The organism is Streptomyces sp. NBC_00503 (genome assembly GCF_036346895.1).
Taxonomy (GTDB): domain Bacteria; phylum Actinomycetota; class Actinomycetes; order Streptomycetales; family Streptomycetaceae; genus Streptomyces.
In genome coordinates this window covers 5,475,085-5,488,656 of record NZ_CP107855.1, presented here as the reverse complement: position 1 = coordinate 5,488,656, position 13,572 = coordinate 5,475,085, and the positions used below count along the sequence as shown (strand labels likewise).

The window sequence follows — 13,572 nt, the reverse complement described above, 5'->3', positions numbered from 1 at the left end:
CATGAGCGACACTTCCTCCCCCTTCGGCTTCGAGCTCGTGCGGCGTGGTTACGATCGCGGTCAGGTGGACGACCGCATCACCAAGCTGGTCTCCGACCGTGACAGCGCCCTTGGACGTATCAACTCTCTGGAAAAGCGGATCGAGGAGCTGCACCTCGAGACGCAGAACGCCCAGGCCCAGGTGAACGACGCCGAGCCGTCGTACGCCGGCCTCGGTGCCCGGGTCGAGAAGATCCTGCGCCTGGCCGAGGAGGAGGCGAAGGACCTGCGTGAGGAGGCCCGTCGCGCCGCCGAGCAGCACCGTGAGCTGGCCGAGTCGGCCGCCCAGCAGGTGCGCAACGACGCCGAGTCGTTCGCAGCCGACCGGAAGTCGACGGCCGAGGACGAGGGCGTCCGGATCGTCGAGAAGGCCAAGGGCGACGCCTCCACCCTGCGCGCCGAGGCCCAGAAGGACGCGGCCTCCAAGCGCGAGGAGGCCGACGCGCTCTTCGAGGAGACCCGCGCCAAGGCCGCCCAGGCCGCCGCGGACTTCGAGACCAACCTGGCCAAGCGCCGCGAGCAGTCGGAGCGCGACCTGGCCGGCCGTCAGGCCAAGGCCGAGAAGCGCCTCGCGGAGATCGAGCACCGCGCGGAGCAGCTGCGCCTGGAGGCCGAGAAGCTCCGTACGGACGCCGAGCGCCGCGCCCGCCAGACCGTGGAGACCGCGCAGCGCCAGGCCGAGGACATCGTGGCCGACGCCAACGCCAAGGCCGACCGGATCCGCAGCGAGTCCGAGCGCGAGCTGGCGGCGCTCACCAACCGCCGCGACTCGATCAACGCTCAGCTCACCAACGTCCGCGAGATGCTGGCGACGCTGACGGGTGCCGCCGTCGCGGCCGCCGCCTCCCCGATCGACGACGAGCCGGTCACCCGCGGCGTCCCGGCGCAGCAGAGCCGCTAGTCGTCTCACGTTCGACTCGCGCCCGAGGGCCCTGTGACACCTCCAAGAGGTGGCGCAGGGCCCTCGGGCGTTCTAGCGTGGCCCAATGATCGAGCTTGAGGGCCTTACCAAACGATTCGGCGCCAAGACCGCCGTGGACAACCTCAGCTTCCAGGTCAGACCGGGGGTGGTGACCGGCTTCCTCGGCCCCAACGGGGCGGGGAAGTCCACGACCATGCGCATGATGCTCGACCTCGACAACCCGACCAGCGGTACGGTCCGGATCGACGGGAAGCACTACCGGGACCTGCCGGAGCCACTGAAGTACATCGGGGCACTGCTGGACGCGAAGGCGATGAACGGCGGCCGCAGCGCGTACAACAACCTGCTCTGCCTTGCCCAGTCGAACCGGATCCCGCGCGCCCGGGTGTCCGAGGTGCTGGACCTCGTCGGCCTGACGGCCGTGGCGAAGAAGAAGTCGAAAGGATTTTCGCTGGGGATGGGCCAGCGACTCGGGATCGCCTCCGCACTGCTCGGAGACCCGGAGATCCTGATGTTCGACGAACCCGTCAATGGTCTGGACCCGGAGGGAATTCTCTGGATCCGCAATCTTATGAAGGGGCTCGCGGCCGAGGGAAGGACGATCTTCGTTTCCTCCCATCTGATGAGCGAAATGGCTCTGACCGCGGAGCATTTGGTCGTCATCGGACAGGGAAAGCTGCTCGCCGACCTGTCGATGGCCGATTTCATCCAGCAGAACTCCCGCAGTTACGTCCGCATGCGCTCTCCCCAGCAGGAACGGCTGAAGGACGTGCTGCACGAGGCCGGGATCGACGCCATCAGCGTCCCGGCCACCGGCACGCTGGAGATCGACGGCGTGGGGGCCGAGCGGCTCGGCGAGCTGGCGGCCCAGCACCAGATCGTGCTCCACGAACTCAGCCCGCAGCGGGCTTCACTGGAAGAAGCGTTCATGCGGATGACGGCGGACTCCGTCGAGTACCACGCCCACGCGCCGGGGACCCCGGGGTACGGGACCCAGGGAGCGCCGCCACCCGGCATGGCCGCCGACAACCCGGCCCGGCCGGCCGACGTACCCGCGTGGGGCGCAGGCTTCGAAACCGGTCGCGACTCCGCTGCGAAGCGCAAGGGCGGTGCGTGATCATGGCTCTCGCCCCCGTCCTCCAGTCCGAGTGGACCAAGATCCGTACGGTCGCCTCCACGAGCTGGACCCTCGCCGTCGCCTTCCTCGCCACCGTCGGGTTCAGCTCCGGCATCAGCGCCCTGATCAACTCGAGCTTCGACAGCATGAAGCCGGAGGAGAAGGCGACCTTCGACCCCGCCCTGCTGAGCTTCACCGGGATGCAGTTCGGCCAGCTGGCGATGATCGTCTTCGGTGTGCTCGTCGTCAGCACCGAGTACAGCTCGGGCATGATCCGCACCTCGCTGGCCGCCGTCCCCCGGCGGGGCAGCTTCCTGCTGGGCAAGCTCACCGTCGCCACGGTGCTGGCGCTGCTGGTCGGACTGCTGACCAGCTTCGTCTCGTTCTTCCTCGTCCAGGCGATCCTCGGTGACCGCGCCACCGGCATCGGCAAGGAACACGTCCTGCGCGCGGTGGTCGGCGCCGGCCTGTACATGGCGCTCCTCGCCCTGTTCTCCATGGGCGTGGCCGCGATGCTGCGCAGCTCGGTCGCCTCGATCAGCGTGCTGGTCCCCTTCTTCCTGATCGTCTCGAACCTCCTCAGCAGCTTCGAGGCGACCCGGAAATACGGCCAGTACCTGCCCGACAAGGCGGGTTCCAAGATCATGCAGATCGTGCCGGAATCGATGGGCAGCCCCGCGACTCCCTACGGGCCCTGGGGCGGACTCGGGATCATGGTCCTGTGGGTGGCCGCCGCGGTGATCGGCGGCTACCTCGTCCTCAAGAAGAGGGACGCCTGAGGCACTACGGGAGATCCCCGGGTCGGTCTCAGGGGCAGGTCAGGGTCGGGGACGGGGTGGAACCGTAGGAGACTGGATATCCTCTTAACCCTTACAGGGCGAACTTCGTCCCCGCCTGGCAAGGGGCAGAGCAATGATCGAGGCTGTCGGCCTGACCAAGCGCTTCGGCGCGAAGACCGCCGTCGACGACCTGTCCTTCCAGGTCAGGCCCGGTCACGTGACGGGATTCCTGGGGCCCAACGGCTCCGGGAAGTCCACCACCATGCGCATGGTGCTGGGCCTGGACCGCCCCACCTCCGGCCGGGTCACGATCAACGGCCTGCCCTTCCGCGAGCTGCCCAACGCCCAGCGGCACGTCGGCGCCCTCCTCGACGCCAAGGCCATGCACGGCGGCCGCCGGGCCCGCACCCACCTGCTGGCCACCGCGCAGCTCTCCGGTATCCCCGAGAAGCGGGTCGACGAGGTCCTGGGCGTCGTGGGCCTCCAGGACGTCGCCCGCCAGCGCACGAAGGGCTTCTCGCTCGGCATGGGCCAGCGGCTCGGCATCGCGACCGCCCTGCTCGGCGACCCGGAAGTGCTGCTCTTCGACGAGCCGGTCAACGGCCTCGACCCCGAGGGCATCCTCTGGGTCCGAAACCTGATGCGCCGGCTCGCCGCCGAGGGCCGCACCGTCTTCGTCTCCTCGCACCTCATGAGCGAGATGGCGCTCACCGCCGACCACCTGATCGTGATCGGCCGGGGCCGGCTGCTCGCCGACATGAGCACCCAGGACTTCATCACGCACAACTCGGCCGGATTCGCACGGGTCCGCACCGCCGACACCGACCCGCGCGGCTGGGACACCCTGGGCTCCGTCCTGACCAAGGCGGGCGGCCGGGTACTCAAGGAGCCCGACGGGGCGCTGCGGGTGACCGGGCTGGAACTGCCCCGGATCTCGGATCTCGCGCACGAGTCGGGCGTACGGCTGTGGGAGCTGTCCCCGCACCGGGCCTCGCTGGAGGAGGCGTACATGCGGATGACCCAGTCCTCCGTCGAGTACACCTCCACCGAGGACCCCCGCGCCGAGCTGTGGGAGCCCGAGCCGCTCAGCGTCCCCGAGTGGGAGGAGGACGCCGCCGCGGCCCTCGCGGTCCCGCAGGCGGGCTTCTTCGCGCCGCCGCCGCCCGGGGCGGACGGCAGGCCGTTCCTGATGCCCGGCACCCCGGGCGAGCTGGCCTCGGCCGCGCCCGAACCCGTACCCTCCCCGCCCCACGCGCCCGTACCCACCCCCGAGGACTCCCGATGACAGCCCCGACGACCACGGCCCAGGGGGACCAGCGGCAGCCGGAGGGATACAGCTCGCCGCTGCCGAACCCCCAGCCGCACCTGGGCCACGCGCTGGCCTCGGAGTGGACGAAGCTGACCTCGGTGCGCTCCACGATGTGGACGCTCGGGTCCCTGGTGCTGCTCGTGGTCGGCATCGGCGCCGCGGTCATCCTGCAGACCACGTCCGTGGACTACGAGCAGATGCCGTTCCCGACGCCCGCCGTCTTCGGCCTGCTGGTCGGCCAGCTGCCGGTGATGGTGCTCGGGGTGCTCACGGTCACCTCCGAATACGGCACGGGCCTGATCCGCACCACCTTCACGGCGGCCCCCGACCGGTACCGGGTGCTCACCGCCAAGTACCTGGTCTTCGGCATCACCGCGTTCCTCACCATCGCCGGATCGGTCTCGCTGGTCGGGCTGTCCGCGTCGATGCTGCGCGGCGGTCCCGGTTCCGGGGTGCACTCGGGCAGCGAGTGGGTCTCCATGCTGCTGGGCAGTTTCTACGTCACCCTGCTCGGCGTGCTGGCTCTGTCGGTCGGGACGCTCGTGCGGCATTCCGCCGGGGCGATCGCCGTGATGCTCGGCCTCGTCACGCTGCCGCCGGTGATAGGCGCCGTGCTGGGCATCTGGGACGCCCTGGCCCCGATCGGCCGTGCCCTCCTGCAGTACAACGTGCCCACGGCGCTGATCGAGCTGTTCGGCCTGCCGAACAGCGGTGGCAGTCCCGCCTTCGGCGGCTCGCCGCTGCCGGGCAGCGCGGGTCACATGGTGCTGATCCTGGTGGTGACGGGCTGCGCGGTCGCCGCCTCGTACGTGGTGGTCGGCCGCCGGGACGTGTAGGCCGTCTCTTCCGGATCCTGCCGGACCCCGGGTCTCAGTACTTCGGCGCGTTGCGGGACCGCTGCACCTTGGAGGTGCGGCGGTCCTTCGCGTTCCAGCAGGCCTTGTGCCAGTGCCGGCGGTCGTCGACCCCGCCGTACTCCGGCCAGGCCACCAGGTGCGGGGTGCCGGAGGGGATCTCCTGGTCGCAGCCGGGGCAGCGGTAGCGCTTGCCCGCCGCGCTCGCGCCCGCGACGTGCCGGACCTTCCACTCCTCGCCCTGGTACTCCTCCGTGCGCTCCAGTCCGTACCGGTCCAGATTCCCCGGGCCCGAGCCCTGGTCCGAACGATCGGCTGGATTCTCGCCGCCCCTGGGGCGGTTGTGGCGCGGTGACACGTATACCTCACGGATGGGCGGACGGCAGTGACTTTCTCTCAGACTACGCGCAGCGAGACGGGGTACCCGCAGGGTGGCTGAAGGACGACCATCCGGCCGGCCATCCGGCCGACCATCCGAAAAGCGCGTGACTGGCCTGACAATCCCAATAACTTTGCCCCCAGGCCGTGCCTTTGGCACGTGTCAGACGTTGTTGCCGGTAAGACGTTGATACCGAGTGAGGAACCGGTCCGCCTGGGGAGGCCGCGTCAGCCGCGAGGAGGCTAAAGGCGATGCGCGTAGGAGCGTTTGTACTGGCAGCCCAGTTCCCGGGCCAGGGACAGGGAGAGGTTCTGCACCGGTCGGTGCGGACCGCGGAGGTGGCCGAGGAGGCCGGGCTCGACTCGGTCTGGGTCGCCGAGCACCACTTCGTGCCGTACGGGGTCTGCCCGTCGGCCGTGACCCTCGCGGCCCTGATGCTGGGCCGCACCCGGCGGCTGCGGGTGGGCACCGCGGTGAGCGTGCTGCCGAGCACGCACCCCGTGGCCCTGGGCGAACAGGCGGCCCTGCTGCACCTGACCTCGGACGGGCGGTTCACCTTGGGGGTGGGCCGCGGCGGTCCCTGGGTGGACCTGGAAGTGTTCGGCGGCGGGCTCGACGCGTACGAGAACCGCTTCCCGCAGGACCTGGACCTGCTGCGCCGCTGGCTGACGGAACCGCGCGTGGGCACGGCCGGACCGGCCGGACCGGGAGCGGTCGGCGAGCGGTACGGCTTCCGCGAGGTGGCCGTCGTACCGCGTCCCTCGGAGGCGCTGGACGGGGACGGGACGGGGCCTGAAGTGATCGTCGCCTGCACCTCCCCCGCGTCGGTCCGCCTCGCCGCCGAGCGCGGGCTGCCGATGCTGCTCGGCATGCACTGCGGTGACGAGGACAAGGCGGAGATGGTCGCGCTGTGGCGGCGTACGGCGCGGGCCGCGGGCCACTCGCCGGAGGCGGGCCACGTATCGGCCGGGGTGTGCCAGCTGGCGGACCGGACGGCGGACGCCCGGGAGACGCTGCTGAAGGCGATGCCGGGCTGGTTCAAGCAGGGTCTGGACGCCCATGTGACCGTGGACGGGCGGAGGCGCGCGATGCGGGACCCGGTGGCGTACACGGAGCTCCTGTGCGACCTGCACCCCGTGGGCACCCCGGAGCTGGCGGCGGACCGGCTGGCGGCCACGTCGGAGCGTACGGGCATCACGCGGTTCGCCCTGCTGACGGAAGGGTCGGGGGACCTCGCCGCGACCGAGGAGAACATCCGCCGGATCGGCGCCGAGGTCGTGCCCAGGCTCGGCTGAGACGACCGGCGGGGCCGGGAAGCCGGGGAGCCTGGCGGAACCGGGGACCAGGGCTGCCGCTCCGTTGGCACCGGAGCGGCAGCAGGATACCGGTCACACGGCGGTGCGGTCCTGCTAACAGTCGCGCAGCTCCGGCGACTGGTTGAGCAGCTGACCACGGATCGAAGTGAACTTGGCCAGCCGGTCGTCCACCGAGGGGTCCAGCGGGAACACCGCTACCCGGTGGCAGTTCTGGAATGCCAGGCGCACTCCGAAGTGGCGCTGCAGCGCACCTCGTATCGCGTCACTCGCGAGAGCGCGCAGCAGCTGACCGCGCGCCTGCTCGTCGGGCGGCGGCGTCTGGTTGTCGGCGAACTGTCCGCCGTCCACCTTGAGCTGGGCCACCAACGAGCTGATCATCTCCCATGCGTAGGGCAGGGAGGTCCGGACGCAGTCGACGAAAGCGGCTTCGTCGACCTCGCCTCGCTCGGCCTGTTCGAGTAGGGCCGGTGAGACGTCGAGCGACATGGGTTCTCCTCTCGCGACTCCGGCCGATTGGGTTGCCGGAGTCTTACGGGCAGGGAGGGAGATCGCGACGCAGCGTGCACGCGTCGCAACCTCCCGCTCACCACGGTAGGCGCCCGGTGGGGACCGCACCAGGAGAATGCGCATACAACGCGCCATCCGCGAACGGGGCTTTCGGGGGCGAATCGCGTGCAGGGCTCGTCGTCGAGTAGCGTTGCCGACCATGCGTCTCGTCATTGCCCGCTGCTCCGTCGACTACGCGGGCCGGCTCACCGCCCATCTGCCCTCGGCACCCCGTCTGATCCTCGTGAAGGCCGACGGCAGTGTCTCGATCCATGCGGACGACCGGGCGTACAAACCGCTCAACTGGATGTCGCCGCCCTGCACCCTCAAGGAGGGGAGCGGTGACGACGCCGGCGTCTGGACGGTCGTCAACAAGGCTGGCGAGAAGCTCATCATCACCATGGAGGAAGTCCTCCACGACTCCTCCCACGAACTGGGCACCGACCCGGGCCTGATCAAGGACGGCGTCGAGGCCCACCTGCAGGAGCTCCTGGCCGACCGGATCGAAACCCTCGGCGAGGGCTACACCCTGATCCGCCGCGAGTACATGACGGCGATCGGCCCCGTGGACATCCTGTGCCGGGACGCCTCCGGCGGGACGGTGGCGGTGGAGATCAAGCGGCGCGGCGAGATCGACGGAGTCGAGCAGCTCACGCGCTACCTGGAACTCCTCAACCGCGACCCGCACCTGGCCCCCGTGAAGGGCATCTTCGCCGCCCAGGAGATCAAGCCCCAGGCCCGTGTCCTGGCGAACGACCGCGGCATGGACTGCGTGGTCCTGGACTACAACGCCATGCGCGGCATCGAGGACGACAAGCTCCGCCTGTTCTGACCTGGCCGCGGGGCTGGCTCTCCCAGCCCCGCAGGGCCCACCCCCAAGGGGGCGGGCGCGGTCCTAGGGGGTCACCGAAGCCGGAGGACTGGTCGTCGGCGACCCGGACGGGCTCTCGGACGACGACGGGCTCGGCGACCCCGACGACTGGCTCGCCGACGGAGTCACCGGCGGATCCACCGGCGCCGAAGACCGCGGCGTAGCCGAAGGCTTCCGCGAAGGCGACTTCCGCGCGGACGGCGTCGCCCCGGGTTCCTCCGAGACGGCAGCGGCGGGCGCGGAGGAGGAGGCCCCCGGATCCGGCGAAGGATCGTTCCCGCTCGTCCCCGGATCGCTCGGCGAACTCTGCGCCGGCCCCGTCGTCGGAGCGGTGGAGAAGCCCGGACCCTGAGCCGGCGGCGCGGCTTCGTCGCTCGCGGACATCGCCAGCGCGACCACCGTGCCGAGCGCCACCACCGTCAGTGCGCCGGCCACGGCCAGCAGGACCTTCTTACGGCTGGATTCATGCTTCGGACCGGACGCGGGAAGCACCGGTTCCGGCTCGGGGGCGATCGGGAACGCGTCCTCGAACACCTCCGCCAGCGTCGAGGCCGAGACCGAACCCGCCGGAGCGAGCGCCGGTACGACCGTGGTCACCGCCTCCGCGGCCGCGGGATCCGCCGCGACCGGCAGCACGACGGTGCTCAGCGGAGTCACTCCGGAAACGGCGGAAACAGGTGCCCCCTGGGCCCCCGAGGACCGGGACGACCCGGACGCCCGAACCACCCCGGCCGCCCCAACAGGCCCGGCAGACCCAACAGCCCCGACAGCCCCCGGCCCCGACGGACCACCAAAAGCCGACCCCGCAGCCCCGGCCGCCCCGGCCACCGGCGGAGCCAACCGCAGCGGCGGTGACACCTCCACCCCCGCCGTCTCCCGGTCGGTGACCAGCGCCAGCGCCCGCCGCCCGGCCACGGTGCCCCGCTTGTCGGCGAGGGCCCCGCGCAGCCCGATCGAGGTCTCCAGTTCCGCGCGCGCCCGGTCGAGCCGGCCCTCGCACAGGGCCAGTACCCCGAGCTCGTGGTGGAAGTACGCCTGTTCGGCGACCTCTCCCGCCTTGCGCGCGGCCTCCGCGCCCGAGCGCAGCACCCGCTCCCAGGCCTCCCAGTGCAGCGAGGCGGCGAACGCCGGGGCCGCCGTGCGTGCCAGCAGCACCGCGGCCACCACATCGGCTCCGGCCAGCGCCGCGAGCACCGCGTCGGCCTCCGCCGCGACCCGCTCCGGGGTCACGGAGGTGTGCCCGGTCCACCAGGCGTAGTGCCGGGCGGCCGTACGGGCCTCCTCGGCCGCGGTGTCCCCGTACCCGGCCTCCTCGAGCTGGCGCGCGACCCCGGCGGCGAGCCGGTAGCGCGTGCCGACCGGGCTGAGGAGCCCGCAGGCGAGCAGTTCGCCCACCGCCGTGTCGGCGTGGGTGTCCCCGACGAGCGCGGGCAGGTGCGCGTGGTGCGGCAGTTCCCCGCCGAGCGCGCAGGCGATCCGCAGGGCGGCCCGCGCCGATTCGCTGACCCGCGAGGCCAGGAGTTCGGCCGGGGCGGCGCCCTCGGCGAGCGTGGGCAGGGGGACGAAGGCGGCTTCGCGCGGCCGTTCGTCGAAGACTCCGGGCTCCTCGTGCTCGTCCTCGGAGTCGGACCGGTTCAGCTCGTCGCGCCGGCGCAGCAGTGCGGCGGCCTGGACGAAGCGCAGCGGCAGTCCCTCGGAGGCGAAGCGCAGGTCGGCCGCCCAGGCCGTCTCCGCTTCGATCAGGGTCCGTCCGATGCCCGCTTCGAGCAGGGCCAGGCAGTCGGCGTGGGAGAGCCCGCCGAGGAAGACCTCTTCGAGGTGCGAGTCCTCGGAGGGGGCGCGGGTGTCGGGGGTGGCGGCGAGGAGGTAGGCGCACTCCGGGGTGGCCCGGAGCAGTTCGTCGAGGGCGGGGCCGCCCATGTCGAGGTCGTCGAGGAGGACGACGGCGCCGATCCCGCGGACGCGGGCGAGGAGTTCGGCCCGTTCCGGTCGGTCGGCCGAAGCTTCGTAGACGGTGTCGTACAAGGCGTGGAGGAGTTCGCCGGGCTGTTGGTGCCCGTGTGCGCTGAGCCGTACGACCCCGTCGGGGGCGAGGTCCGCGCAGGCGTCGGCGACGGCGTCGAGCAGCGCCGTGCGCCCGGATCCGCAGGGCCCGGTCAGTCGTACGGAGCGGCCGCGCCCGAGGAGGCGTACGAGGCGTTCGCGCTCCTCCTCGCGGCCGAACAGCGGTCGGGGGCCGGCCGGGGCGCCCGGCGGTACGGGGGGCCGTGCGGCGGCCGCCCTGGAGGCGCGGGCGGCGGGGGCGCGCTTGGTCGGTATGCGGGCGGGTTCGCCGCCGGGGCGGTGCGTGGGTTCGATCTCGCTGCCGTCCACGGGGTTCACCGTGAGGGTGAAGTCCCCGGCGGTGAGCGTCACCACCCGTGCGGGTCGTTCCGCCGGATCGGTCTGCCCCTGCGTACTGCTGCGGTCCATGACCAAGTCCCCCGATCGCGCCGTGCGCCGTTGTCGCCGTCTACCGCCCGGCCTTCGCACACGCCGCTGTCGCTACTGGTCCGGTTTCGCCCGAACCCTAGACCGTGCCCGGCCGCGCCGGAACCGCAGGGGTGCCTTCACCACCGGACCGTTACGTTTTTGCAGTCGGTGTACACCTCACGTCCGCATCAGACCCGCGGCAGGGATTCCGCTTCCAGGCCGCCCTCGATCGCGAGGATCCGGTGGAGCCGGGTGGCGACGAGCAGCCGCTGCATCTGCGGGGGCACCCCGCGCAGGACGAGCCGCCGGCCGCTGCGGCCGGCCCGCCGGTGGGCGCCCATGATGACGCCGAGGCCGGTGGCGTCCCAGGAGTCGAGCCCGGTGAGGTCCAGCACGAGGTCGCCGTGACCGTCGTCCAGCGCGGTGTGCAGGACCGTACGGGCGTCCGCCGCGCTGCGCACGTCGAGGCGACCCCCGACAGCGAGTTCGGCGTGGTCGCCCCTGATGTGCATGTGTGCTCCCGGCAGTGCGCTACTGCGTACGTGTGATCCGACTGATCGACTGGCCTGTGGTCGGCAACTCTCACTGCAACTGACTGCCTCGGGGGCGGGGAAGTTGCCGACCGTGAGCGAACCGATACCTAATTCACTCCGAGGGGTGAAGGACGGTGTTCGAACGAGTCGTCCCGGCCCGGGGTTTGGGCCGGACCGTCTCAGTGCTTGTAGAAGCCCTGGCCGCTCTTGCGGCCGATGTCGCCCGCGTCCACCATGCGGCGCATCAGCTCCGGCGGCGCGAACTTCTCGTCCTGCGACTCGGTGTAGATGTTGCTGGTGGCGTGCAGCAGGATGTCCACGCCGGTGAGGTCGGCGGTGGCCAGCGGGCCCATCGCGTGGCCGAAGCCGAGCTTGCAGGCGATGTCGATGTCCTCGGCGGAGGCTACGCCCGATTCGTACAGCTTCGCGGCTTCGACGACGAGCGCGGAAATCAGGCGGGTCGTCACGAAACCGGCGACGTCGCGGTTGACGACGATGCAGGTCTTGCCGACGGACTCGGCGAACGCCCGAGTGGTGGCGAGGGTTTCGTCGCTCGTCTTGTAGCCGCGTACGAGCTCGCAGAGCTGCATCATCGGGACGGGCGAGAAGAAGTGCGCGCCGACGACCCGCTCCGGACGCTCCGTCACGGCGGCGATCTTGGTGATCGGGATGGCGGAGGTGTTGGAGGCGAGGATCGCGTCCTCGCGCACGAGCTTGTCGAGCGCACGGAAGATCTCGTGCTTGACCTCGAGCTTCTCGAAGACGGCCTCGACGACGATGTCGGCGTCGGCGACCGCGTCGAGGTCGGTGCTCGTGGTGATGCGGGCGAGCGCGGCCTCCGCGTCCTCGGCGGTCAGCTTGCCCTTGGCGACGAACCGGTCGTACGAGGCCTTGATCCCGTCCGTCCCACGGGTCAGCGCGGCGTCGGTGACATCGCGCAGCACGACGTCCCAACCCGCTTGGGCGGAGACCTGCGCGATTCCGGAACCCATCAGTCCGGCACCGATGACGGCGAGCTTCCCAGCCACTGCACACCCCACGCTCTTGGAAACGGCACGGCGCCTTCGACACGGCGCAGCCTCGGAAATCGGCACGGACTCGTACCTTCTCCGGCGGAGACTAGCGTCCGTGAGGGGTCGTGTGACCGCGAAGTAACACGCGTCACGTCTCAGATGACGGACATCACACCGGGACGGCCCAGCAGTCCCGCAGGGGGCCCCAGTTGGCCCGCACTACGCTGAGGACATGGTGAACCTCACGCGTATCTACACCCGTACCGGCGACAAGGGCACGACCGCCCTCGGCGACATGAGCCGTACCGCCAAGACCGATCTGCGGATCTCCGCGTACGCCGACGCCAACGAGGCCAACGCGGCCATCGGGACGGCGATCGCGCTCGGCTCGCTGCCGGCCGATGTCGCGAAGGTCCTGGTCCGGGTGCAGAACGACCTGTTCGACGTGGGCGCGGACCTTTGCACCCCGGTGGTCGAGAAGCCCGAATATCCTCCGCTGCGCGTCGAGCAGTTCTACATCGACAAGCTGGAGGCGGACTGCGACCTCTTCAACGAGCAGCTGGAGAAGCTCCGCAGCTTCATCCTCCCCGGCGGCGCCCCCGGCGCGGCCCTCCTGCACCAGGCCTGCACGGTGGTCCGCCGCGCCGAACGCTCCACGTGGGCGGCGCTGGAGGTGCACGGCGAGGCGATGAACCCGCTGACGGCCACCTATCTCAACCGCCTCTCCGACCTCCTCTTCATCCTGGCCCGCACGGCCAACAAGGAGGTCGGCGACGTCCTCTGGGTCCCGGGCGGCGACCGCTAGGAGCTGTTCTTCAGCCCTGGATCCCCGCCTTCGCGGGAGCGCGCTTCGGCCACACCGTGTACGTGGCCGCGATCAGGGCGTGGATGCCGGTCACCCGCAGCGCCGTGAACTGCCACGCGCGCAGCGGGGCGGTGTCGCCCGAACCGCCGACGTACCAGATCGCGGCCTGGAGCAGCGCGATGGCGACGGCCGCCGCGAGGACGCTCCGGGCGACCAGCTTCCACTCGTGCACGGCCCGCGCCTTCCCGTATCCGGCACCGGCCGGCTTCGACCCATCGCCCAGGCGGTACGCCGCGTGGCCGTCGAGCCACTTCACCGTCCAGTGCCCGTAGGCGGCGGTGTAGCCGAGGTACAGCGCGGCCAGCCCGTGCTTCCAGTCCGGCTCGGCGCCCGCGCGCAGGTCCAGGGCCGTGGCCACGAACAGGACCAGCTCCAGCAGCGGCTCGCACAGCAGGACGGCCGCGCCGAGCCGCGGCTTCTTCGCCAGGTAGCGCAGGGCCAGGCCGCCGGTCAGCAGCACCCAGAAGCCGACTTCGCAGACGATGATCAGGGTGACGAGCACGGGACTCTCCGTTCCGGCGGGGTGGGGGACCTCTCCAGCCTCCCGCCCGCCCGGC

General features: G+C 71.2%; 14 protein-coding genes. 8 read left to right on the top strand and 6 right to left on the bottom strand.

Annotated features, from left to right (window positions below; translation table 11 throughout):
* Position 1 precedes the first annotated feature (1 nt).
* The 5 genes from OG490_RS25600 (at position 2) to OG490_RS25580 (ending at position 5,002) form a co-directional block, all read left to right on the top strand.
* Positions 2-940: a cellulose-binding protein gene (locus OG490_RS25600; RefSeq protein WP_215033977.1), complete on the top strand. Its 939-nt coding sequence runs from the start codon at positions 2-4 to the stop codon at positions 938-940.
* A gap of 85 nt (positions 941-1,025) precedes the next feature.
* Entirely contained in the window at positions 1,026-2,078 is a 1,053-nt protein-coding gene (locus OG490_RS25595; RefSeq protein ID WP_330298618.1) for an ABC transporter ATP-binding protein, read from the top strand.
* Between the two features lie 2 nt (positions 2,079-2,080).
* Entirely contained in the window at positions 2,081-2,857 is a 777-nt protein-coding gene (locus tag OG490_RS25590) for an ABC transporter permease subunit (protein WP_330298617.1), read from the top strand.
* A 133-nt stretch (positions 2,858-2,990) separates the two neighbouring features.
* Positions 2,991-4,142, top strand: coding sequence for an ABC transporter ATP-binding protein (locus OG490_RS25585; protein ID WP_330298616.1), 1,152 nt, complete (start codon positions 2,991-2,993; stop codon positions 4,140-4,142).
* Complete coding sequence (locus tag OG490_RS25580) at positions 4,139-5,002, top strand: ABC transporter permease (RefSeq protein WP_330298615.1); 864 nt, start codon at positions 4,139-4,141, stop codon at positions 5,000-5,002. Before OG490_RS25585 ends, OG490_RS25580 begins: the two co-directional genes overlap by 4 nt.
* A 34-nt stretch (positions 5,003-5,036) precedes the next feature.
* Here the strand turns inward: OG490_RS25580 and OG490_RS25575 are convergent, their stop codons facing one another.
* Positions 5,037-5,378: an ATP/GTP-binding protein gene (locus OG490_RS25575; RefSeq protein ID WP_330298614.1), complete on the bottom strand. Its 342-nt coding sequence runs from the start codon at positions 5,376-5,378 to the stop codon at positions 5,037-5,039.
* 272 nt (positions 5,379-5,650) lie between these two features.
* Here OG490_RS25575 and OG490_RS25570 point away from each other — a divergent pair, with 272 nt between their 5' ends.
* Positions 5,651-6,694, top strand: coding sequence for an LLM class flavin-dependent oxidoreductase (locus OG490_RS25570; RefSeq protein WP_330298613.1), 1,044 nt, complete (start codon positions 5,651-5,653; stop codon positions 6,692-6,694).
* 114 nt (positions 6,695-6,808) lie between these two features.
* Here OG490_RS25570 and OG490_RS25565 read toward each other — a convergent pair whose 3' ends face one another.
* On the bottom strand, positions 6,809-7,201 hold the full coding sequence (locus OG490_RS25565; protein ID WP_030660337.1) for an SCO5389 family protein: 393 nt from the start codon (positions 7,199-7,201) through the stop codon (positions 6,809-6,811).
* Between the two features lie 220 nt (positions 7,202-7,421).
* On the opposite strand from OG490_RS25565, the gene nucS reads away from it, so the two are divergent.
* Positions 7,422-8,093: an endonuclease NucS gene (gene nucS / locus OG490_RS25560; RefSeq protein ID WP_330298612.1), complete on the top strand. Its 672-nt coding sequence runs from the start codon at positions 7,422-7,424 to the stop codon at positions 8,091-8,093.
* 63 nt (positions 8,094-8,156) lie between these two features.
* Here the strand turns inward: nucS and OG490_RS25555 are convergent, their stop codons facing one another.
* The 3 genes from OG490_RS25555 to OG490_RS25545 form a co-directional block, all read right to left on the bottom strand.
* On the bottom strand, positions 8,157-10,604 hold the full coding sequence (locus tag OG490_RS25555; protein ID WP_330298611.1) for an ATP-binding protein: 2,448 nt from the start codon (positions 10,602-10,604) through the stop codon (positions 8,157-8,159).
* Positions 10,605-10,792: 188 nt separating this feature from the next.
* A complete protein-coding gene (locus OG490_RS25550) occupies positions 10,793-11,116 on the bottom strand; it encodes an STAS domain-containing protein (protein ID WP_031150506.1) in 324 nt (107 codons plus the stop codon).
* A 200-nt stretch (positions 11,117-11,316) separates the two neighbouring features.
* Complete coding sequence (locus OG490_RS25545; RefSeq protein WP_330298610.1) at positions 11,317-12,165, bottom strand: 3-hydroxyacyl-CoA dehydrogenase family protein; 849 nt, start codon at positions 12,163-12,165, stop codon at positions 11,317-11,319.
* 217 nt (positions 12,166-12,382) lie between these two features.
* On the opposite strand from OG490_RS25545, the gene OG490_RS25540 reads away from it, so the two are divergent.
* A complete protein-coding gene (locus OG490_RS25540; RefSeq protein WP_330298609.1) occupies positions 12,383-12,955 on the top strand; it encodes a cob(I)yrinic acid a,c-diamide adenosyltransferase in 573 nt (190 codons plus the stop codon).
* A gap of 10 nt (positions 12,956-12,965) precedes the next feature.
* Here the strand turns inward: OG490_RS25540 and OG490_RS25535 are convergent, their stop codons facing one another.
* Positions 12,966-13,517: a hypothetical protein gene (locus OG490_RS25535; RefSeq protein ID WP_330298608.1), complete on the bottom strand. Its 552-nt coding sequence runs from the start codon at positions 13,515-13,517 to the stop codon at positions 12,966-12,968.
* Positions 13,518-13,572 lie beyond the last annotated feature (55 nt).